At 65.3% G+C, this 20,692-nt stretch carries 16 protein-coding genes and 1 tRNA gene; 13 read left to right on the top strand and 4 right to left on the bottom strand.

Annotation, left to right across the window (positions count from 1 at the left end; translation table 11 throughout):
* Positions 1-66 precede the first annotated feature (66 nt).
* The 4 genes from gltB to AB0O89_RS00205 all read left to right on the top strand — a co-directional run bounded on the left by gltB (position 67) and on the right by AB0O89_RS00205 (position 8,086).
* Positions 67-4,647, top strand: a complete 4,581-nt coding sequence (gltB, locus tag AB0O89_RS00190) for a glutamate synthase large subunit (protein ID WP_363493178.1) — start codon at positions 67-69, stop codon at positions 4,645-4,647.
* On the top strand, positions 4,640-6,106 hold the full coding sequence (locus tag AB0O89_RS00195; protein WP_292710437.1) for a glutamate synthase subunit beta: 1,467 nt from the start codon (positions 4,640-4,642) through the stop codon (positions 6,104-6,106). Before gltB ends, AB0O89_RS00195 begins: the two co-directional genes overlap by 8 nt.
* Positions 6,107-6,176: 70 nt before the next feature.
* Entirely contained in the window at positions 6,177-7,625 is a 1,449-nt protein-coding gene (gene pyk / locus AB0O89_RS00200; RefSeq protein WP_363493180.1) for a pyruvate kinase, read from the top strand.
* 71 nt (positions 7,626-7,696) lie between these two features.
* Positions 7,697-8,086, top strand: a complete 390-nt coding sequence (locus tag AB0O89_RS00205) for an SHOCT domain-containing protein (RefSeq protein WP_363493182.1) — start codon at positions 7,697-7,699, stop codon at positions 8,084-8,086.
* Positions 8,087-8,304: 218 nt separating this feature from the next.
* On the opposite strand, the gene AB0O89_RS00210 is transcribed toward AB0O89_RS00205, so the two are convergent.
* Positions 8,305-8,387 (bottom strand) — tRNA-Leu (locus AB0O89_RS00210).
* A gap of 38 nt (positions 8,388-8,425) precedes the next feature.
* On the opposite strand from AB0O89_RS00210, the gene AB0O89_RS00215 reads away from it, so the two are divergent.
* Positions 8,426-9,046, top strand: coding sequence for a response regulator (locus AB0O89_RS00215; protein WP_300590605.1), 621 nt, complete (start codon positions 8,426-8,428; stop codon positions 9,044-9,046).
* 65 nt (positions 9,047-9,111) lie between these two features.
* Here the strand turns inward: AB0O89_RS00215 and AB0O89_RS00220 are convergent, their stop codons facing one another.
* Positions 9,112-9,567, bottom strand: coding sequence for a hotdog fold thioesterase (locus AB0O89_RS00220; protein WP_292710446.1), 456 nt, complete (start codon positions 9,565-9,567; stop codon positions 9,112-9,114).
* 50 nt (positions 9,568-9,617) lie between these two features.
* On the opposite strand from AB0O89_RS00220, the gene polA reads away from it, so the two are divergent.
* From polA to AB0O89_RS00245, 5 genes are read left to right on the top strand one after another with little or no spacing between them, the layout of a single operon-like run.
* Positions 9,618-12,266 (top strand): DNA polymerase I, encoded by a 2,649-nt coding sequence (polA, locus tag AB0O89_RS00225; protein WP_363493185.1) that lies wholly within the window; start codon positions 9,618-9,620, stop codon positions 12,264-12,266.
* Between the two features lie 27 nt (positions 12,267-12,293).
* Entirely contained in the window at positions 12,294-13,967 is a 1,674-nt protein-coding gene (locus AB0O89_RS00230) for a DUF885 domain-containing protein (RefSeq protein ID WP_363493187.1), read from the top strand.
* Between the two features lie 60 nt (positions 13,968-14,027).
* Positions 14,028-15,092: an LLM class flavin-dependent oxidoreductase gene (locus tag AB0O89_RS00235; protein ID WP_363493189.1), complete on the top strand. Its 1,065-nt coding sequence runs from the start codon at positions 14,028-14,030 to the stop codon at positions 15,090-15,092.
* 4 nt (positions 15,093-15,096) lie between these two features.
* Positions 15,097-15,861 carry an SGNH/GDSL hydrolase family protein gene (locus AB0O89_RS00240; RefSeq protein WP_363493191.1) on the top strand — a complete coding sequence of 255 codons (765 nt, stop codon included), beginning with the start codon at positions 15,097-15,099 and terminating at the stop codon, positions 15,859-15,861.
* A gap of 32 nt (positions 15,862-15,893) precedes the next feature.
* Positions 15,894-16,061 carry a hypothetical protein gene (locus AB0O89_RS00245; protein ID WP_292710462.1) on the top strand — a complete coding sequence of 56 codons (168 nt, stop codon included), beginning with the start codon at positions 15,894-15,896 and terminating at the stop codon, positions 16,059-16,061.
* A gap of 93 nt (positions 16,062-16,154) precedes the next feature.
* Here the strand turns inward: AB0O89_RS00245 and AB0O89_RS00250 are convergent, their stop codons facing one another.
* A complete protein-coding gene (locus AB0O89_RS00250; protein WP_363493194.1) occupies positions 16,155-17,501 on the bottom strand; it encodes a D-alanyl-D-alanine carboxypeptidase in 1,347 nt (448 codons plus the stop codon).
* Between the two features lie 285 nt (positions 17,502-17,786).
* Between AB0O89_RS00250 and AB0O89_RS00255 the strand changes: the two genes are divergently transcribed.
* The 3 genes from AB0O89_RS00255 (at position 17,787) to AB0O89_RS00265 (ending at position 19,855) form a co-directional block, all read left to right on the top strand.
* The gene (locus tag AB0O89_RS00255; RefSeq protein WP_363493196.1) at positions 17,787-18,200 is read left to right on the top strand and encodes a hypothetical protein; all 414 of its coding nucleotides are present in this window, start codon (positions 17,787-17,789) and stop codon (positions 18,198-18,200) included.
* A 77-nt stretch (positions 18,201-18,277) separates the two neighbouring features.
* Positions 18,278-19,198, top strand: coding sequence for an AEC family transporter (locus AB0O89_RS00260; protein ID WP_363493198.1), 921 nt, complete (start codon positions 18,278-18,280; stop codon positions 19,196-19,198).
* Positions 19,199-19,294: 96 nt separating this feature from the next.
* Positions 19,295-19,855: a DUF308 domain-containing protein gene (locus AB0O89_RS00265; protein ID WP_363493200.1), complete on the top strand. Its 561-nt coding sequence runs from the start codon at positions 19,295-19,297 to the stop codon at positions 19,853-19,855.
* A gap of 71 nt (positions 19,856-19,926) precedes the next feature.
* Here the strand turns inward: AB0O89_RS00265 and AB0O89_RS00270 are convergent, their stop codons facing one another.
* Positions 19,927-20,691 carry an SDR family oxidoreductase gene (locus tag AB0O89_RS00270; RefSeq protein ID WP_363493657.1) on the bottom strand — a complete coding sequence of 255 codons (765 nt, stop codon included), beginning with the start codon at positions 20,689-20,691 and terminating at the stop codon, positions 19,927-19,929.
* Position 20,692: the final 1 nt, after the last annotated feature.

The raw sequence follows: 20,692 nt of genomic DNA on the forward strand, positions 1-20,692 counted from the left end.
CGCGTACACCACACACAGCCGGGCCGACGTCGTCCCATCTTGAGCATCAACGTGAGGACGGTAGCAATGGCATCGAGCCCCCGTCGCATCGCCACCGGCGAAGCCGGCTTCCCCGCCAAGCAGGGGATGTACAACCCTGACTTCGAACGGGACGCCTGTGGCCTGGCCATGGTCGCAACCCTGCGCGGCGAGCCCGGGCACGACATCATCGACCTGGCTCTGACTGCCCTGCGCAACCTCGAGCACCGGGGTGCCATCGGTTCGGATGCCGGTACTGGCGACGGCGCCGGCATCCTTACCCAGATGCCGGATGCGTTCCTGCGCGCGGTCGTCGACTTCGACCTTCCGCCGGTGGGGGAGTATGCGGCCGGCATGGTTTTCCTGCCGCTGGATCACGAAGCTCGGACCGAACAGAAGGCCGGCATCGAGCGGATCGCTGCGAGCGAGAACCTTGAGGTCCTCGGGTGGCGCGAGGTCCCCACCGAAGATGAGCACCTCGGCAAGCTCGCGTTCGAAGCTCGCCCAGCCTTCGAGCAGTTGTTCGTCTCGCGCCCCGCCGTCGGCGACGCTCACGCTCTGTCGGGAATCGCGCTGGATCGCCGCACCTACCGCCTCCGCAAGCGCAGCCGCACCGAGCTCGGCGCGTATTTCGTCTCGCTCTCGGCGCGCACCCTGGGTTACAAGGGCATGGTGACGACGCTGCAGCTCGAGCCGTTCTACCCCGATCTGCAGGACGAGCGCTTTGCATCCGAGCTCGCCGTGGTTCACTCGCGGTACTCGACGAACACCTTCCCCTCCTGGCGACTGGCGCAGCCGCTGCGCATGCTCGCACACAACGGCGAGATCAACACCGTCAACGGCAACCGCAACTGGATGCGCGCACGCCAGTCCCAGCTCGAGTCCGAGCTGATCGGCGACATCCGTCCGCTGCTCCCGATCTGCACCGACGGCGCCAGCGACTCGGCCTCCTTCGACGAAGTGCTCGAGTTGCTCACGCTCACCGGCCGGAGCCTGCCCCACGCCATCATGATGATGGTGCCCGAGGCCTACGAGAAGCAGGTCGGACTCGACCCTGATCTGCGCGCGTTCTACGACTATCACGCGATCCAGATGGAGCCGTGGGATGGCCCGGCTGCCCTGATCTTCACGGATGGCACGCTGGTCGGCGCGACACTGGACCGCAACGGCCTGCGCCCGGGCCGCTGGACCGAGACCACCGACGGCCTCGTCGTCATCGGCAGCGAGACCGGTGTGCTCGATTTCGAGCCCGAGCGCATCAAGCGCCGCGGACGCCTGCGTCCCGGTCGCATGTTCCTCGTCGACACGGCGCAGCGCCGGATCATCGAGGATGACGAGATCAAGCGCGATCTCGCAACGATGCAGCCCTGGCAGGAGTGGCTGGATGCCGGCCGCGTGCGTCTGTCCGAGCTGCCTGAGCGTGAGCACATCGTGCATCCGATCGCGTCGATCACCCGCCGTCAGCGCACCTTCGGCTACACCGAAGAGGAAGTCCGCATCCTGTTGACCCCGATGGGGCAGAAGGGCGCGGAGCCGCTCGGCGCCATGGGTAGCGACACTCCCGTTGCGGTCCTGAGCGATCGCCCACGTTTGCTGTTCGACTACTTCACGCAGCAGTTCGCTCAGGTGACCAACCCGCCGCTCGACTCGATCCGGGAAGAGGTCGTGACCTCGCTGTCGCTCGGCATCGGTCCCGAGCGGAACCTCTTGGACTGGGGTCCGAGCCACACGCGCACCGTGACGCTGGACTTCCCGGTCATCGACAACGACGAGCTCGCGAAGATCCAGCACATCGACACCGCCGTTCCCGGACGTTCCTCGGTCACGATCCGCGGCCTGTACCGCGTCGAGGCGGGACACAAGGGGATGCAGAAGCGCATCGCCCAGATGTGCAGCGAAGTCGATCAGGCAATCGAAGACGGCGCCGAGTACATCGTTCTCAGCGATCGAGACTCCAACAAGGACCTCGCGCCGATTCCCTCGCTGCTGATGGTCGCTGCCATCCATCACCACCTGATCCGGCGCGAGACCCGAATGAAGGTTGGGCTGGTCGTCGAGGCTGGCGACGTGCGCGAAGTGCACCACGTCGCGACATTGCTCGGTTACGGGGCCTCAGCTGTGAACCCGTACCTTGCCATGGAAACCGTCGAGTACCTGGTGCGCGCCGGTTACATCACCGGTGTGACGCCTGAGAAGGCCGTCAAGAACCTCATCTATGCGCTCGGCAAGGGCGTTCTGAAGATCATGTCGAAGATGGGCATCTCGACCGTGTCCTCGTACGCGGGCGCCCAGGTGTTCGAAGCCGTCGGCCTGTCGCAGGAGTTCGTGGACGCCTACTTCACCGGTACGGAGACCAAGCTCGGCGGCGTCGGGCTCGACGTCATCGCCGCCGAGAACCGTGCCCGGCACGCCTACGCCTACCCCGAGGACGAAGCAGAACGCGCACACGAGCGCCTGTGGACCGGCGGTGAGTATCAGTGGCGCCGAGACGGCTCGCCGCACCTGTTCAACCCTGAGACGGTCTTCCGCCTGCAGCACTCGACACGCACGCGTCGGTACGACGTGTTCCGCGAGTACACGAAGCTCGTCGACGACCAAGCCAGCGAGCTGAAGACCCTCCGCGGACTCTTCCGTCTGCGCACCGGCGTGCGCCGCCCCGTGCCGATCGACGAGGTCGAGCCGGTGTCGGCGATCGTGAAGCGGTTCTCAACGGGCGCCATGAGCTATGGCTCCATCTCGAAGGAAGCCCACGAGACCCTCGCTATCGCGATGAACCGGATCGGTGGCAAGTCCAACACCGGCGAGGGCGGCGAGGATGTCGACCGTCTGCTCGATCCGGAACGTCGTAGCGCGATCAAGCAGGTTGCCTCGGGCCGATTCGGCGTGACGAGCCTGTACCTCACCGAAGCAGAAGACATCCAGATCAAGCTCGCGCAGGGCGCCAAGCCCGGTGAGGGCGGGCAGCTGCCACCGACCAAGGTCTATCCGTGGGTCGCGCGCACTCGGCACGCCACCGCGGGTGTCGGCCTGATCTCGCCGCCGCCGCACCACGACATCTACTCCATCGAGGACCTCAAGCAGCTGATCTTCGATCTCAAGCGCGCCAACCCCCACGCCCGCATCCACGTCAAGCTGGTCAGCCAGTCGGGAATCGGCGCGGTAGCAGCGGGTACGGCGAAGGCCCTGGCCGACGTCATCCTCGTCTCGGGCCACGACGGCGGGACGGGCGCGAGCCCGCTCAACTCGCTCAAGCACGCGGGAACGCCGTGGGAGTTGGGCCTCGCCGAGACCCAGCAGACCCTGATGCTCAACGGCATGCGGGACCGTGTGGTCGTACAGGTCGATGGCCAGATCAAGACCGGTCGCGACGTCATCATCGGCGCGCTGCTGGGTGCCGAGGAGTTCGGTTTCGCCACCGCTCCGCTGGTCGTCTCCGGATGCATCATGATGCGCGTCTGCCATCTCGACACCTGCCCCGTCGGTGTCGCCACGCAGAACCCCGTGCTGCGGTCGCGGTTCACCGGCAAGCCGGAATTCGTCGAAACCTTCATGGAGTTCATCGCCCAGGAAGTACGGGAGTACCTCGCAGAACTCGGGTTCCGCTCCCTGGACGAGGCGATCGGTCACCACGAACTGCTCGACACCAACCGTGCCATTGAGCACTGGAAGGCGAGCGGGATGGACCTGACCCCCGTGCTGGAGGGTCCTGCGTTCGCCGAGGACGAGCCGCGTCGCAACCTGCGTGCGCAGAACCACGAGATCGACGAGCACTTCGACGTCCCGATCATCGAGCGAGCCCAGGATGTCATCGCCCATGGCGGTCAGATCACGATCGACCTGCCGGTGCGCAACACCGCCCGCGCGGTCGGCACCTTGCTCGGGCACCACGTCACGAAGGCTCAGGGCCAGAACGGTCTGCCGGCCGGATCCATCACGATCAACCTCACCGGGTCGGCCGGGCAGTCCTTCGGTGCCTTCATGCCCGCGGGAATCACCCTGCGACTGACGGGAGACTCGAACGACTACGTCGGTAAGGGACTCTCGGGCGGTCAGATCGTCATCCGGCCTCCCCAGAATGCAGCCTTCGACGCGTCGCAGAGCGTCATCGCCGGCAACGTGATCGGTTACGGCGCCACGCAGGGAACGCTCTTCCTGCGCGGCATCGTGGGCGAGCGCTTCTTCGTGCGCAACTCCGGGGCCACCGCTGTCGTCGAAGGCGTCGGCGACCACGCGCTCGAGTACATGACCGGCGGGCTCGCCGTCATCCTCGGTCCGACGGGTAGGAACCTGGGTGCCGGTATGTCGGGTGGAACCGCGTACATCTACCGGCTCGACCCCGACCTCGTGAACCGGGATGCGCTCGCCACGGGTGAGCTCGAACTCGGACCACTGGGCTCCGGGGATGCCGAAATGCTGCGGGACCTGCTCGCGCAGCACGCGGAACAGACGGGTTCCGCGCTTGCTGCGGACTTCCTCGCACGCTTCGACGAGGAAGTCGCCAACTTCGTCCGCGTCGTCCCTCGCGACTACGCCGCCGTGCTGCGCACGCGGCAGGAGGCCGTGGACGAAGGCCTCGACCCCGACGGCGACGTCGTCTGGACCCGCATCCTGGAGGTGACCGGTGGCTGATCCCAAGGGCTTTCTGAAGGTGACGGAGCGGGAACTTCCCGCCCGTCGTCCGGTGCCTGTTCGCATCATGGACTGGAAAGAGGTCTACGAACCCGGTGACAGTGCTGTGCTGCGCCGGCAGGCCGGACGCTGCATGGACTGCGGCATTCCGTTCTGCCACCAGGGATGCCCGCTGGGGAACCTCATCCCCGAGTGGAACGACCTCACGTGGCGCGGGGAGGGGCGCGCGGCGATCGATCGCCTGCATGCGACGAACAACTTCCCGGAGTTCACGGGTCGGCTCTGTCCCGCACCGTGCGAGAGCGCCTGCGTCCTGGGCATCAACCAGCCGGCGGTGACGATCAAGCAGGTGGAGGTCTCGATCATCGATCAGGCCTTCGCGAACGGCTGGGTCGACCCCAAGCCGCCGGGGCGCTTGACCGGCAAGACCGTGGCTGTGGTCGGTTCAGGCCCCGCAGGTCTGGCAGCCGCACAGCAACTCACGCGCGCCGGTCACACCGTGGCCGTGTACGAGCGGGATGACCGCATCGGCGGTCTGCTGCGTTACGGCATCCCGGACTTCAAGATGGAAAAGCGCCACCTCGAGTCCCGGCTTCGTCAGATGCAGGACGAGGGCACCCGGTTCCGCGCCGGCGTCAATATCGGTACCGACATCACCTGGGACGCCCTGCGCGCCCGGTATGACGCTGTCGTCGTCGCGACCGGGGCAACAGTTCCGCGTGACCTCCCCATCCCCGGACGCGACCTCGCCGGGGTTCACTTCGCGATGGAGTACCTCGTCGAGTCGAACCACGCTGTCGCAGGGGATGCCGTCGCCAATCAGATCAGTGCCGAGGGCAAGCACGTCATCGTGATCGGTGGCGGCGACACCGGTGCTGACTGCATCGGAACCGCCCACCGCCAGGGCGCGCTGAGCGTCACGAACCTCGCGATCGGACGTCGCCCTCCCGAGGCACGCCCTGACGCGCAGCCCTGGCCGATGGCCCCGACCCTGTTCGAGGTGCAGTCCGCTCACGAGGAAGGCGGGGAGCGGATGTATCTGGCCTCCACCGTCGAGTTCCTGGGCAACGACGCCGGCGAAGTTCAGTACCTTCGTGTCGCCGAGACCGAGTTCGTGGATGGCCGGCGCGTCCCGAAAAGCGGCACGGAGCGCGAGATCCCGGCAGACCTCGTTCTCATCGCCATGGGCTTCACCGGCCCCGAGCGACTTCTCCTCGAGGACCAGCTCGGTACCAGATTCACCGATCGCGGCAACGTTGCCCGTGAGGACGATTACCAGACGACGCATCCGGGGGTGTTCGTTGCCGGTGACGCCGGCCGCGGTCAGTCCCTCATCGTCTGGGCGATCGCCGAAGGACGCGCGGCCGCTGCAGCGGTGGACCGGTATCTGATGGGTGACACGGAGCTTCCGTCTCCTGTTCACCCCACGGATGTCGCCATCGGCGTGGCGCACGCGTAGGCTGGGCCCGGCCCCTGCCTGTACCCGCAGGCCTTCTGCCTGCACCACGCAAACAACGGAGCACACTCGGATGAGACGCGCGAAGATCGTCGCAACCTTGGGCCCGGCAACCTCGACATACGAGATGGTTCGCGCCATCATCGATGCCGGCGTTGACGTTGCCCGCTTCAACCTTTCCCACGGCGACTACTCGGTACACGAGAACAATTTCGCCAATGTCCGCAAGGCTGCAGACGACGCACAGCGCGCCGTCGCGGTCCTCGTGGATCTGCAGGGACCCAAGATCCGTCTCGGAAAGTTCGAGAACGGACCTCACGAGCTCGCGCCCGGAGACATCTTCAAGATCACCATTGAGGACATTCTCGGCACGAAGGACATCGTCTCGACGACGTTCAAGGGTCTGCCGGCCGACGTGAAGCCTGGCGACTTCCTCCTCATCGACGACGGCAAGGTTCGTGTCAAGGTCGTCGAGACCGACGGAACCGTCGTCACAACGGAGGTCATCGTCGGTGGTCCGGTGTCCAACAACAAGGGCATCAACCTTCCCGGCGTCGCGGTGAACGTGCCCGCCCTCTCCGACAAGGACGAGGCCGACCTCCGCTGGGGTCTGCGCACCGGCGCCGACCTGATCGCACTGTCGTTCGTCCGGGATGCCAAGGACGTGCAGCGTGTTCACGTGATCATGGCCGAGGAGGGCCGCCGGGTTCCGGTTATCGCCAAGATCGAGAAACCGCAGGCCGTTGAAAACCTCGAGGAAATCATCGATGCGTTCGACGGCATCATGGTCGCCCGTGGCGACCTCGGCGTAGAGCTTCCGCTGGAAGCCGTGCCGATCGTGCAGAAGCGCGCGGTCGAACTGTGCCGCGCGATGGCCAAGCCCGTCATCGTCGCCACGCAGATGCTCGAGTCGATGATCAACAACCCGGTGCCCACTCGCGCCGAGACCAGTGACGTCGCCAACGCCGTTCTGGATGGTGCCGACGCCGTCATGCTCTCGGGCGAGACGAGTGTGGGGGAGTACCCCGTTGTCGTCGTGCAGACGATGGCCCGGATCATCGAGTCAACGGAAGAACACGGACTCGAGCGCATCGCTCCGATCCACACGAAGCCACGCACACAGGGCGGCATCATCACGCTCGCGGCCAATGAGGTCGCTGACTTCGTCGAGGCAAAGTTCCTGTGCGTGTTCACGGAGTCGGGGAACTCGGCTCGCCGTCTGTCGCGTCTGCGGCCGAAGATCCCCATGCTCGCTTTCGCACCCGACCCGGCGATCCGCCGTCGGATGGCAGTGACGTGGGGCATCCAGTCGACCCTTGTCGAGCACGTATCGCACACCGACCGGATGTTCCTCCAGGTCGATGACTACCTTCTCTCGAACGACCTGGCACAGGTCGGCGACAAGGTCGTCGTGATCTCGGGTTCGCCTCCCGGAATCGAGGGCACGACCAACGACATCCGCATTCACAACGTGGGCGATGCGGTTCACGGCAAGGCTCCCGCCTACCAGAACGCGGGCTGACACTCGCTTCACACGAAACGGTCGCGCTCGGCACTAAGCTGCGCGCGACCGTTTCGCATTCGGAGGTAGCCGTGCTCGGCGTCTGGGACATTTTCTTGTTCGCGCTCGTGATGTTCTACATCGCCGCGTACATCTACGTCGTCGCCCTGATCATCATCGATCTCTTTCGCGACCACACGCTCGCAGGCGGCTGGAAGGCGCTCTGGATCATCTTCCTCGTGCTCGTGCCCTTCCTGACGGCTCTGGTCTATGTGATCGCTCGAGGACGCGGGATGGCAGCTCGTGCAAGCATCCGTCGCGGCGTTGTTCCCGAGACCGACGACTACCGCCCCACGGCCGCCGCGAACCCGACTGCCGAGATCGAGCGCGCCAAGGCGCTGCTGGATGCCGGCACCATCTCGCAGGGCGAGTTCGACGCTCTCAAGAGCAAGGCGCTCGGGAACCAGTTCTTCGGAGCCTGAGCGGCACCATCGAGACGTGATGAAGGCCGCAACCCCGACGGGTCGCGGCCTTCATCACGTGCCGGTGGTGGGAGTCGTCCCCACGGCCACTCCACGCGCCGCTCTGCAGCGCGCGGAGCCTCCGGCCGCGTGGGCCCACCCACCGTGCGCTCTTCCCAAGCCACACCATCGAGACGTGAGAAGAGCCGCAACCCTGACGGGTCGCGGCTCTTCTCACGTGCCGGTGGTGGGAGTCGAACCCACACGCCCTTTCGGGCAACCGATTTTGAGTCGGTCGCGTCTGCCATTCCGCCACACCGGCCGGGCACGTCCGCATTGACCATACCGTAGGATTCAAAGGTGACAGAGCAAGAGCAGGCAGCTACGTCCGCCGCCAACACCCCCCGCCGTGTCGTCGTAGCCGAAGATGAGTCCCTCATCCGACTCGACATCGTCGAAATCCTTCGCGACAACGGGTTCGATGTCGTCGGCGAAGCCGGAGACGGCGAGAGCGCGGTCCAGTTGGCCACGGAGCTGCGTCCTGACCTCGTCATCATGGACGTCAAGATGCCCCAGCTCGATGGCATCTCCGCTGCCGAAAAGCTCAACAAGAACAACATCGCTCCGGTCGTTCTGCTGACGGCGTTCAGCCAGAAGGAACTCGTTGAGCGCGCGAGCGAGGCCGGTGCCCTCGCGTACGTCGTGAAGCCCTTCACCCCGAACGATCTTCTTCCCGCGATCGAGATCGCCCTCGCTCGCCACGAGCAGATCCTCACCCTCGAGGCCGAGGTTGCCGACATGGTCGAGCGGTTTGAGACCCGCAAGCTCGTGGATCGGGCCAAGGGCCTGCTCAACGAGAAGATGGGCCTTTCCGAGCCTGAGGCGTTCCGGTGGATTCAGAAGGCATCGATGGACCGTCGGCTCACGATGCAAGACGTCGCCAAGGCGATCATCGAACAGCTGGCGCCGAAGAAGGCTTGAGGCCTCGGCTTCACTCGGCCAGTAGCTCCTCCCACACGTGACATCAGTTCACGCGCGAAGCTCGCTCACCCTTCAGGGCGTGTGAGCTCCTCGGGGAGCGGAACATCCTTGATGAGGTTCGTGATGCGGATGGTGGAGCATCGTCGCCCCTCGTCGTCGGAGACGACGATCTCGTGAACGGTCATGCTTCGCCCGAGGTGCACGGGGGTGCACACGCCTGTCACCAGACCCGAGCGGGCGGATCGCGTATGGGTCGCGTTGATATCGACACCGACAGCGAGGCGGCCCGGGCCCGCCCACAGATTCGCAGACATCGACCCCAGGGACTCGCCCAACACGACGTATGCGCCGCCATGCATGAGGCCCACTGGCTGCGTGTTGCCCTCAACGGGCATGGTTGCAACGGAACGTTCAACCGTGAACTCGAGGAACTGCATCCCCATCTTCTCGGCGAGGGTCCCCATGCCGCGCTGCGCCGCCCACTCCATGCCATTGACGTTCACCGGATGCTGCGTGCTCATGACCACCCTCGGGGAGAAGTGCTGTCGGAAGCCCTGGGTAGGCTGACAGAGTGACGGACTCCTCGAAGCCTACCCTCCTGGTCGTCGACGGCCACTCGCTGGCCTTTCGGGCGTTTTTCGCCCTCCCCGTCGAGAACTTCACCACCAAGGACGGTCAGCACACGAACGGGATCTACGGGTTCCTGTCGATGTTTGTGAACCTGGTCAAGGCCGAGAAGCCCACGCATGTCGCTGTAGCTTTCGACACTTCGCGCCAGTCGTTCCGTACCCGTGAGTACGCGGAATACAAGGCGAACCGTGCCGAGACCCCGAAGGAGTTCCAGGGCCAGATCCCCCTGCTGCAGGACTGCCTCCGGGCCATGAACATCACGGTGCTCCAGCAAGAAGACATCGAAGCCGACGACATCCTCGCCACTCTGGCAACCCGGGGCGCGGATGCCGGGTATCACGTGCTCGTCTGCTCGGGTGACCGCGACACGATTCAGCTCGTGGATGAGCGCATCACACTGCTCTACCCGAGTGTGCAGGGGGTGTCCCAACTCAAGCGGTACGACCCTGAAGCGGTACGCGAGCGTTACGGCGTTTCGCCTGAGCAATACCCCGACATCGCGGCCCTGGTCGGCGAGACCAGCGACAATCTCCCCGGCGTCCCCAAGGTGGGGGAGAAGACGGCGGTGAAGTGGCTGACCCAGTTCGGCACCCTTGAAGACCTGCTCGAGAACGCCGACCGTGTCACGGGAGTGGTGGGCAACAACCTGCGCGAGCACCTCGATGACGTCAAGCGCAACCGCGCGCTGAATCGGCTCTTGCGCGACGTCGAGCTGCCGGTCGGCCCCGACGAGCTAGCTGTCACCGGTATGGATGCACAGGGCGTGCGCGACATCTTCGCGCGGCTGGAGTTTCGTACCCTGCTGCCGCGCGTGTTCGAGGCCTTTGGCGGCGAGGAACCCGCGGATGCAGCGCCGGCGGTGCATCTGCCGGTTGCCACAGAGGCGAACTCCGATGCTGTGGCTGCGTGGCTGGCAGGCGGCGTCGGCGAGGTCGCGGTGACTGTCGTTCCAAGCGCAGGCGCCGCGAGTTCGGCATCCCTCCCGGCCCGTGTGGGGTTCGCGCGCGAAGCCGATGTTGTCGAAACCAGCTGGACGACAGAGTCGGCGGCCCACCTCTCGGGCTGGTTCGCGTCCGATAGCCCGAAAGTTTTCGCCGACGCCAAGGCCCAGATAAAGATGCTGCGTCGTGCGGGCGTCACCGTCGGGGGTGTCGCGTTCGACACTGCGTTGGCCGGGTGGCTTCTTCGTCCGAGCTTCCCCGACAAGACACTCGCAGATCTCGTCGACCGCTACCTGGGGGAGAAGCTCCCTGAGGCCGATCCGACGCAGCTGATTCCCGAAACCGAGGGCGCCACTCCCGGGCAGCTGTCGTGGTTCACGCTGCGGGTCGCGAACGCGCTTCGGGCTGAACTGCCGGATGACCTCGCCGGCGTGCTCCGCGAGATCGAGCTTCCGACCCTCGACGCGCTCGTCGACATGGAGCTGGACGGGGTGGCAGTTTCGCACGAGACGCTTGCCGCGTTCTCGGCAGAACTCGGCGCCCGCGCCGATGCGATCGCCGCCGAAGCTTTCGACACAATCGGTCGCGAGGTCAACCTCGGGTCCCCGAAGCAGCTCCAGGAGGTGCTCTTCGAAGAGCTGGGACTCCCCAAGACCCGCAAGACGAAGACCGGCTACTCGACGGATGCCGCGGTTCTGGCCGATCTGCAAGAGACCAATCCGCATCCGTTCCTTGGTCTGCTCCTCCAGCATCGCGAGGCGACCAAGCTCAGGCAGATCATCGAGTCGCTGGATGCCGCGATCGGCACCGACGGCCGAATCCACACAACCTACGTGCAGACGGGGAGCCAAACGGGGCGCCTCTCGAGCACCGACCCCAATCTGCAGAACATCCCCATCCGGACCGAAGACAGCCGCCGTATCCGTTCGGCATTCGTTGTCGGCGCCGGGTATGAAACCCTCCTGACCGCCGACTACTCGCAAATCGAAATGCGCATCATGGCGCATCTGTCGGAGGACCCCGGGCTCATCGAGGCCTTCAATTCGGGTGAGGATCTGCATCGCTTCGTCGGCGCGCGCGTGTTCGGTGTGGACCCCGCCGATGTCACCCCGCAGATGCGCACGAAGGTCAAAGCCATGTCGTACGGCCTCGTCTACGGCCTCTCTGCCTTCGGGCTGTCCAAGCAGCTGCGCATCGAACAAGCCGAGGCCAAGCAGCTCATGATGGAGTACTTCGCGCGATTCGGCGCGGTGCGCGACTACCTGCGCGCTTCTGTCGAGAAGGCTCGGATAGACGGGTACACCGAGACGATCTTCGGTCGCCGCCGCCCCTTCCCAGACCTCACCAGCCCGAACCGTGTTCTGCGCGAGAATGCCGAACGCGCTGCGCTCAACGCACCCATCCAAGGCAGCGCTGCCGACATCATGAAGATCGCGCTGTTCCGCATCCACCAAGACCTCCGCGACAGCGATCTGCGTTCGCGGGTGTTGCTGCAGATCCACGACGAGCTCGTTGTCGAAGTCGCGCCGGAGGAGTGGGACCAGGTCGAAGAGATCGTCAGGCAGAGGATGGCTGACGCGGCGACCCTGTCCGTGCCGTTGGATGTCGAAGTGGGCCGCGGCGGCGATTGGAATCTCGCCGGGCACTGACCGCTCGTTCTGGTTAGGCTCGAACGCATGACTGAAGCTCCTCGATCTGCCACGCCCATCGACGCGATTGCAGACGCGTGGGTCGATACGCTCGCAGAGCGCGTTCCCACCCTCGCCACGTACATCGGTCGCGCTGAGCACAACGCCCGCTACGGCGACTATTCTCCAGCGGGCGCTGACGCACTCGCCGACGAAGCCCGCACGACGCTCGCTGCGCTGCGCACCACCGAGCCCGTGGACGACATCGATCGCGTCACGAAAGCAGACCTTACCCGCGAGCTGGAACTCGACCTCGAACTCCACGACGCCCAGTGGCATCTTCGCGACCTGAACGTGATCGCCTCGCCGCCGCAGGACATCCGCGCGGTCTTCGACCTCATGCCCACCGACACGGCGGAGGACTGGTCTGTCATCGCGACGCGACTGGGAGCGGTCCCAGAGGCGGTACGCGGCTACATCGAAACCCTCCGAGCCGGAGTCTCAGCTGGGGTCGTACCCGCCAGGCGGCAGGTGCGCGAAGTCGTGACCCAGATCGGGCGCTACACGAGTGACCGCGGCTTCTTCGCGGAGTTCGCCGCCGAGGCCGCACCCAACGACGGGCAGCTTCCGGCATCCCTCGCCCGTGAGCTCGCCGACGCAGCGGGCACTGCCCGCGTGGCGTACGAAGAGCTCGCCGATGTTCTCTCCGCCGAGGTCGGCCCTGCCGCTTCTGAGCAGGACGGAGTCGGCCGGGACCTCTACGCGCTGCACTCTCGACGCTTCCTCGGTGCGACCATCGACCTCGATGAAACCTACGAGTGGGGCATCGAAGAGCTCGCGCGCATGGTCGCCGAGCAGGAACAGATCGCCGACGAGATCCTTTCCGGCGCGAGCGTCGAGGAGGCTGTCGCGTTCCTCGAGAGAGATACCTCGCGAAAGCTTCACGGTACCGAGGCGCTGCAAACGTGGATGCAGCAGACGAGCGATCATGCCGTGGCAGAGCTCGGGAAGACGCACTTCGACATCCCCGAACCGATCCGCACGCTCGAGTGCATGATCGCGCCCACCAAGGAGGGCGGGATCTACTACACCGGCCCGACCGATGACTTCTCGCGCCCCGGGCGCATGTGGTGGTCGGTTCCGGAGGGCGTCGAGGACTTCGACACGTGGCGAGAACTGACGACCGTCTATCACGAGGGCGTTCCCGGTCACCACCTGCAGATCGCTCAGGCCGTCTACAACCGCGCACAACTCAACTCGTGGCGGCGTCTGCTGGCCGGTACGTCGGGCCACGCGGAGGGTTGGGCGCTGTACGCGGAGCGCCTCATGGAGCAGCTCGGCTACCTGGATGACCCCGCTGACCGGCTCGGCATGCTCGACGGGCAGCGGATGCGGGCAGCGCGCGTCGTGTTGGATATCGGCGTCCACCTCGGCAAGCCCCGCTTGGACGGCGAAGGCGTATGGGACCACGACTACGCCCTCGCCTTCATGCGCCGCAACGTCAACATGTCGGACGAGTTCATTCAATTCGAGGTCAACCGCTACCTCGGCTGGCCCGGGCAGGCTCCGTCCTACAAGGTGGGTCAGCGCATCTGGGAACAGTTGCGAGACACCGTGGCCGAGCAACAGGGCGACGCGTTCGACATCAAGGCGTTTCACAAGCGCGCGCTCGACATCGGCGGAGTTGGGCTCGACACGCTACGTGCGGCGTTGCTGATCTGAGGAATGGAATAGGGACCGGACCCGTATGGTTCTATGCACATGCATGGAAAGGATGCCGTCATGATTCAGTTCGGTCTCGATACCTTCGGTGATGTCACGGTCGATGAGAGCGGAGCGCCCCTCTCTGACGCACAGACGCTGCGCAATCTTGTCGACCAGGCTGTGCTCGCCGACGAACTCGGCATCTCGTTCATCGGCGTCGGCGAGCACCATCGGCCCGACTTCGCGGTGTCGAGCCCCGAGATCGTGCTCGCGGCCATCGCCGGGCGGACCCGCGACATCCACCTCGGCACTGCCGTGACGGTTCTCTCGTCAGACGATCCGGTGCGGGTCTACGAGCGGTTCGCGACCCTGGATGCCATCTCGAACGGTCGTGCCGAGGTGGTACTGGGCCGTGGGAGCTTCATCGAGTCCTTCCCCCTGTTCGGGTACGACCTGAAGGATTACGAGGCCCTGTTCGAGGAGAAGCTCGAACTGTTCTCCCTCTTGCGCCAGGAGCGCCCGGTCACCTGGTCCGGAACCACCCGCGCCGCGCTCACTGGTGCTGACGTGTACCCGAAGACCGAGGGGTCCGGCCTGACGACCTGGGTGGGCGTCGGAGGGTCACCCGAATCCGTCGTCCGGACAGCGCGGTACGGCTTCGGCCTCATGCTCGCGATCATCGGCGGACCCGCTGAGCGCTTCGCACCCTATGTTGAGCTCTTCCATCGTTCGCTGGCCTCGTTCGGGCACGCTCGCAAGCCGGTCGGCGTCCACTCGCCGGGTCACATCGCCGATACCGATGAGCAGGCGTGGGAACAGGCGTATCCTGCGTTCGAAGCGATGAACAACCGTATCGGAGCCGAACGCGGGTGGCCGCCCTACAGTCGGATGCGGTTCCAGCACGACGTCGGAGCCGGGGGAGCGGTTTACTCGGGGTCACCCGACCGGGTTGCTCGCAAGATCGCCGACACCGTGTTGACGCTGGGGATCGACCGTTTCGATCTGAAGTACTCGAACGGCACGCTCGGACACGAGCAGCTGATGCGCTCGATCGAGCTCTACGGCGCCAGGGTGATCCCGATGGCGCGCGAGATGATCGCAGAAGGCGCAGACCGGCAGCGCGATGAGGCACCCGTAGGCTAGGGGCGTGCACGAGATCCGCTACGTCGCCATTGGTGATTCCTTTTCCGAAGGCGTCGGCGATGAGCTGCCCGATGGCACTGTGCGGGGGTGGGCAGACCTCACCGCTCTGGGATGGGCGAACGCGCTCGGCGCTCCGATCTCGTACGCGAACCTCGCCATCCGCGGCAAGCTTGCGTGGCCCATCGTCGAAGAGCAACTGGAGCCGGCGCTGGCTCTTCGTCCGACCCACCTCTCGTTCAACGGGGGAGGCAACGACATGCTGCGGCCGCGCACGACGATTCAGAGCATCGCGGATGCCTTCAGCACCGTCCTGCGCCGGTGCGATGAGGAGGGCGTCCGCCTGATTCTGCTCTCGGGGGCCAATCCCTCGGCCCAGCTACCGTTCCGTTCGCTTATCCAACGCCGCGGCGACGACCTGTCGAGAGCAGTTGTGGGGCGAATCGCCGAACGTCCCGATGTCGTTCGTGCCCTTAACTGGCCGGATCGCGAGCTGTCGCATCCGTCGTTCTGGTCTGCGGATCGGCTGCACATGAACGCCCGCGGGCATCACCGCGTCGCCGCGCGCCTCCTTGGCGCCCTGGGCCACCCGGCACCAGGGGAGTGGTGGTCGATGCCTGAGCAGTCCACCGCCGACGCGGTGCGTGGATTGGCCTACTACCGAGAGCACGTCGGGCCGTGGGTTCGTCGACGACTGACGGGCAGGTCGTCGGGCGATGGCCGGATGCCGAAGTTCGGGGATTGGGTGACAATCGAGCCCGCTGGAGCCTGAGCTGGTCTATCGTGGGGCACAAGGGGGTGGCGATGATGACGTTCTGGAACCGGGTGACTCGCCTCTTCGTTCGCAAGCCCGTCTCGTTCTCCGAGGCGAAAGAAGGCCGCGAAGCGCAGGAAGCTGTTGATCGAGCGCGGGCTGCCGCTCAGCATCAGTTCCAAGACAGAACCGTGCGCAACAGCGGCTGGTTCACGTGACTCCGCCCGGATGAGGCCATATGCCAGATCCGGAATCTAGTGTCAAGGCGCTCTGGGTGACCACGGTGAGCTGCGCGCCGACTGGTGCCGAGTTCAGCCCGCGACGAGCTCCGTAGGGTGTGTCAGTCGCCACCAGTCGGTGGGCGGATCGATTGACTCGGTCACGATGAGGTCAGCGCTCTCGCTGTGCGGACCGGCTGTCCAGGTGATGTGACCCACGACATCGCCGGTCGCGAACTCGGTCGGGTCGTCCATAGCAACCTCGACCGCGATCGGCGTGTCGGACCAGGTGAAGATCTCGACGTCGCGGGAGATCACGACCTCGGTGGTTCCGCCCCACGGTGCCGTGACGGTGCCGATGTGGTCACCCGCTAGTCCAACAGGGACATCGTGGAACCCGCGGCGAATACTGTCGAGCATCCGGAGCACGTCGGCGTTGACTGACTCTCGTGTCGCGCCACCTTGAATTGCGCCTGTCACCTCCAGGTGCAGAATGTCGACGTCGATTCGGGCAGTGAACAGGAAGGCGAACGTGCCGTAGCCGAGGTTTCCGGTTTTCATCCCCGTGATGCCATCGACGCCGAGCAAGGCGTTCGTGTTCTGCAGGGACCCGGGCCCGGGGATCGTGAGCGACGGGGTTCCCACGATGGCTGCGATCGTCGGGTTCGCTGCTGCAAGCTTTGCGATAGCGACAAGATCCGTGGGTGTGCTCACATTCGCGGAGTCCAGGCCGGTCGGCTCGACCACCGTGGTGCCCGCCAGACCATGCGCCGCGAGCCAATCGCGGGCCGCCGCGCGGAAGCCCGATATCGAGCCGAACGCCCAGCGGCTGATCGCCTCGGCGTAGTTGCTCGCCGATGGGATCAACATCGTGGCAAGGGCGTCGTGCAACGACATCCTCGTCCCCGTCGGCATCGCCGCGATCGTGGCGCCACGTACGTAGTACTGGTCGTAGAGATCGTGGTCGGCTTTCGAGAACGTGATCGTCGGGCCGGGATCGGATGCGTCGGCCAGCGGGTACTTCTCAAGCACCACGAGGGCCGTGATGATCTTGCTGATGCTCGCCATGACCTGGGGATCCTGCTGACCGGACGTCTGCCAGATTCCGCTCGCGCCCTCTCCGAGATAGATATCTGCACCTGACACGCTCAGCGCGGAAGAGCCGAAAGACGGAAGCGAGATTTGGGCCGCAAGGGGAGTCTCGACGGTCGGCGTCTGCCACTCCAGCGTCGCGGCTGGCAGGGGAGTGTTCAGCGCCCAAGCGACGTAACCACCCGTCGCCACCATCCCGACAACCATCACGATGGCGATCACGAGACCCGTGATGCGCAGCGCCCGCGAGGGACCGTTGGTGGCGACAAACGCGTCGTCGTCCGAGTCCGGGGTCATGAGGTCAGCGATCGTGACCTGTTCGTCGGCGTCCGGGGGAGGAGTGGTCATGACAGCCGACCCTTGGCGCTCACCGCGCAACCAGGCCAGGCACGATCATCTGAACCGACACGTCCCCGCATCCGACACGCCCTCCGCGTCACGCACCACACCCGATAGAACGAGGCTAACCCGGGAGCCCAGCGAGCACGAGCGCTGCCAGGCCAGGAGAGCGGGCTCAGCCTCGAGCAGCATGGTCAGTTCAGACCGAGCTGACATAATGTGCATTATCGGCGACTATCCACGATGGCTCGGTTGTAACCGAGCCGACGCAGTCTGGCTCGTTAGGCTCGAAGGATGCGGCGGCGAAACCTGACGTGGACGATCGGTGGCAGCGCACTGATCCTGGCCGGTATCGTCGCGATGCTGGACGCCGTCATGCTCGGCTCTGTCTTGGGTTACCTCGACCTGTTGATACCGCTCGCCGCCGGGACCATCGCGACCGTCCAGATCGCGCGGACCCGCATCGTTCCATCTCCGTGGCGGTGGGCGCCGCTCTGGGTTCTCGGTCTGAGCGTCCTCGTGGGCGTCATCACCCAAGGCATGTATGCGACCCTGGCACTCCCACAACAGGCGCTGGCCGATGTTGCAACACTCCTCAGCGCGCTGTCGAGCCTTGCGGGCACAATCGGACTCGGTGTCCTCGCGCTCATCCTCACCGAACGCGACCGCGCAGATAGCGTCCACATCTTCCGTTCCGGTCACTCATAGCCCCAGCCGCCACGCGCGCGTGATTGGCGCGTCGGGAGCCGGCGGTAGCGTGGGACGATGCGAGCTCCGGACCTCCCGTGCTGAACGTTGCGACCGGATTCGCGGTCATCGGCCTCGCGATCGCAGTCGGGTACGTCATCGGACGAATCAATCTCCTTGGCCCGCAGGCCGGCCCGGTCCTCGGGCGGCTGGTGTTCTTCGTCCTCTCCCCCGTGCTGCTGTTCGTCGTCTTGTCCGAGGCTGACATCGGCACCCTCTTCTCTGCGCTCCTGCCGGTCTCGGCCATCACCGCGATCATCATCATCGGTCTGTACGCGGCGATCTCCCGCCTGTTCTGGCGGCGGCCCGTGGGAGACACACTGATCGGCGCACTAGCCTCTGGCCAGGTCAACTCCAACAACATCGGCATCCCCCTCTCGCTCTATCTGCTGGGCTCGGCCGCATACCCCGCACCCGTCATCCTGTTCCAGCTCCTCGTGCTCGTCCCGATCTCGATGGCGATCCTCGAAAGCGTCACCGCCGCCACCCGCAATGTCGGCAGGATCATGATCCGCACGGTGACGAACCCTGTCGTCATCGGATCCGTGGCTGGCACGCTGGTTGCCGCCACCGGGCTCGAGCTCCCGTCACTTGTGACCGAACCCCTGCATTTCCTCGCCGCCGCCTGCGTCCCCGTGCTGCTGCTGAGCTACGGAATGTCGCTGCACGGGCAGCGGGTTCTGGCCGCCGGTGGGCACCGCCGTGAGGTCATCGTTGCGACAGCCTTCAAGCTGATTCTGATGCCGCTCCTGGCGTGGGCGCTCGCGAGCGTGGTCTTCGGTCTTCCGAAGGCGGAAACGCTCACGGTCGTCGTGCTGGCGAGCTTGCCGACCGCCCAGAACGTCTTCAACTTCGCCCAGCGCTTCGGAGTTGCTGAAACTGTCGCGCGCGACACGGTCTTCCTCACCACAATCGGGTGCATCCCTGTTCTGATTGGAGTCCTCGTCCTTTTCGGGTGATCTCGGGCCGACATACCCCTCCCACTCCCCCGAAGCCGGGCCGGAACGCTACGCTGAGAACGCAAGCTCTCAGCTAACTCCCAGAAAGGGAACGCCATGTCAACCGAAAGCTCCGTCGCCAAGGAGGCCATCAACGGCGTCCGCACGGCGCTCGGCATCGCCGGTGTCCTCTCGCTCATCGTCGGAATCCTGATCCTCGTATGGCCAGGCCGCGCGGCGATGGCAGTCACCGCGATCGTTGCGATCTACGCCATCGTGGGCGGGCTGGTCTACGCCGGGCTCGGTATCTTCTCGAAGTCGATGGGCGGCTGGTCTCGCGTGGGCCACATCATCCTCGGCATTCTGTTCATCGCCGCGGGTATCTTCGCCTTCTTCAACCTCGCCGCGACCACAGGTTGGTTCGCGACCTTCATCGGCGTCCTGGTTGGAATCATTTGGATCGTTGAGGGCATCGTCTCACTCACCACCCTCAACGACGCTGCCTCGAAGGGCTGGACGATCTTCTTCGCGATCATCAGCATCATGGCCGGTATCGTGCTGCTGTTCTCGCCCATCTTGGGTGTGGCCGTCCTGTGGTGGATTGTTGGGATCTCGCTCGTCGTGCTCGGCATCATCCAGATCGTGCGTGCCTTCACGTTCGGCAAGAAGAGCGTCTGACTGCTCGTATCAGTGAAGAAGGCCCCGGGAATTCCCGGGGCCTTCTTGCATGCACGGATGTCGTGACGACGTCACTCCCCCATGAAGGAACTCGTGTCACCGACGAGCCGCGTGTTGTCGGCGGGGATCGGGTCCACAGCGGCCTGTGCGACCTCCGCGGCGAACTCCGACACGTTGTAGAGCTTGCCGGCTGATTCGCGACGCGAAGCAATGGCTCCCGGGTTCGCGCGCTCCAGCAGCGTCGCGGTGATGGTTCCTTCGATCATGTCGCCCGAGACGACGACGAAGCCGATCCCGCGTTCGAGGAGCGCAGGCACACGCTCGCGAAGCGCATCCTCGCCGGCACGCTTGGACAGCGCAACCGGCTCGTATTCCGGCATCGTCGGGGTCGTCCGGATGAAGTGCGCCTGGTGGCTGGTTACGAACACCACCCGTGCGTCGCTGCGAAGAAGCGGCACCGCCGTCTCGAGCACGTTGACCTGGGCGTCCCGGTTCAGCAGCAGGGCATAGTCTTCTGCCATTCCGGATTCCATGCCACCGGATGCGTTCAGGACCAGGATGTCGAGCCCCCCGAACGCCTGCTCGACGGCAGCGAACATCGCCGCGACCGACTCAGGATCGGTCAGGTCGGCTCCCACGACGAGAGCGTCGACGCCAAGTTCCCGGACCTCGGCGGCAAGCTTCTCGGCGCGTGGAGCCTTGTTGCGGAAGTTGATGACGACGTTCGCTCCCGCGGCTGCGAGATAGCGGACGGTGTCGGCACCGATTCCGCGCGACGAACCGGTGACGAGCGCAGTCTTGCCGCGCAGCGTTCCGAGGGCGATCGGGGTGGAAATG

This window comes from Microbacterium sp. NPDC076895 (genome assembly GCF_040687115.1).
Classification (GTDB): domain Bacteria; phylum Actinomycetota; class Actinomycetes; order Actinomycetales; family Microbacteriaceae; genus Microbacterium.

Bases quoted from the DNA above. Each gene is read 5' to 3' on its own strand.
- gltB (WP_363493178.1), top strand. From the start codon at position 67: ATGGCATCGAGCCCCCGTCGCATCGCCACCGGCGAAGCCGGCTTCCCC.
- pyk (WP_363493180.1), top strand. From the start codon at position 6,177: ATGAGACGCGCGAAGATCGTCGCAACCTTGGGCCCGGCAACCTCGACA.
- AB0O89_RS00220 (WP_292710446.1), bottom strand. From the start codon at position 9,567: ATGAGCACGCAGCATCCGGTGAACGTCAATGGCATGGAGTGGGCGGCG.
- AB0O89_RS00230 (WP_363493187.1), top strand. From the start codon at position 12,294: ATGACTGAAGCTCCTCGATCTGCCACGCCCATCGACGCGATTGCAGAC.
- AB0O89_RS00235 (WP_363493189.1), top strand. From the start codon at position 14,028: ATGATTCAGTTCGGTCTCGATACCTTCGGTGATGTCACGGTCGATGAG.
- AB0O89_RS00245 (WP_292710462.1), top strand. From the start codon at position 15,894: ATGATGACGTTCTGGAACCGGGTGACTCGCCTCTTCGTTCGCAAGCCC.
- AB0O89_RS00250 (WP_363493194.1), bottom strand. From the start codon at position 17,501: ATGACCACTCCTCCCCCGGACGCCGACGAACAGGTCACGATCGCTGAC.
- AB0O89_RS00255 (WP_363493196.1), top strand. From the start codon at position 17,787: ATGCGGCGGCGAAACCTGACGTGGACGATCGGTGGCAGCGCACTGATC.
- AB0O89_RS00265 (WP_363493200.1), top strand. From the start codon at position 19,295: ATGTCAACCGAAAGCTCCGTCGCCAAGGAGGCCATCAACGGCGTCCGC.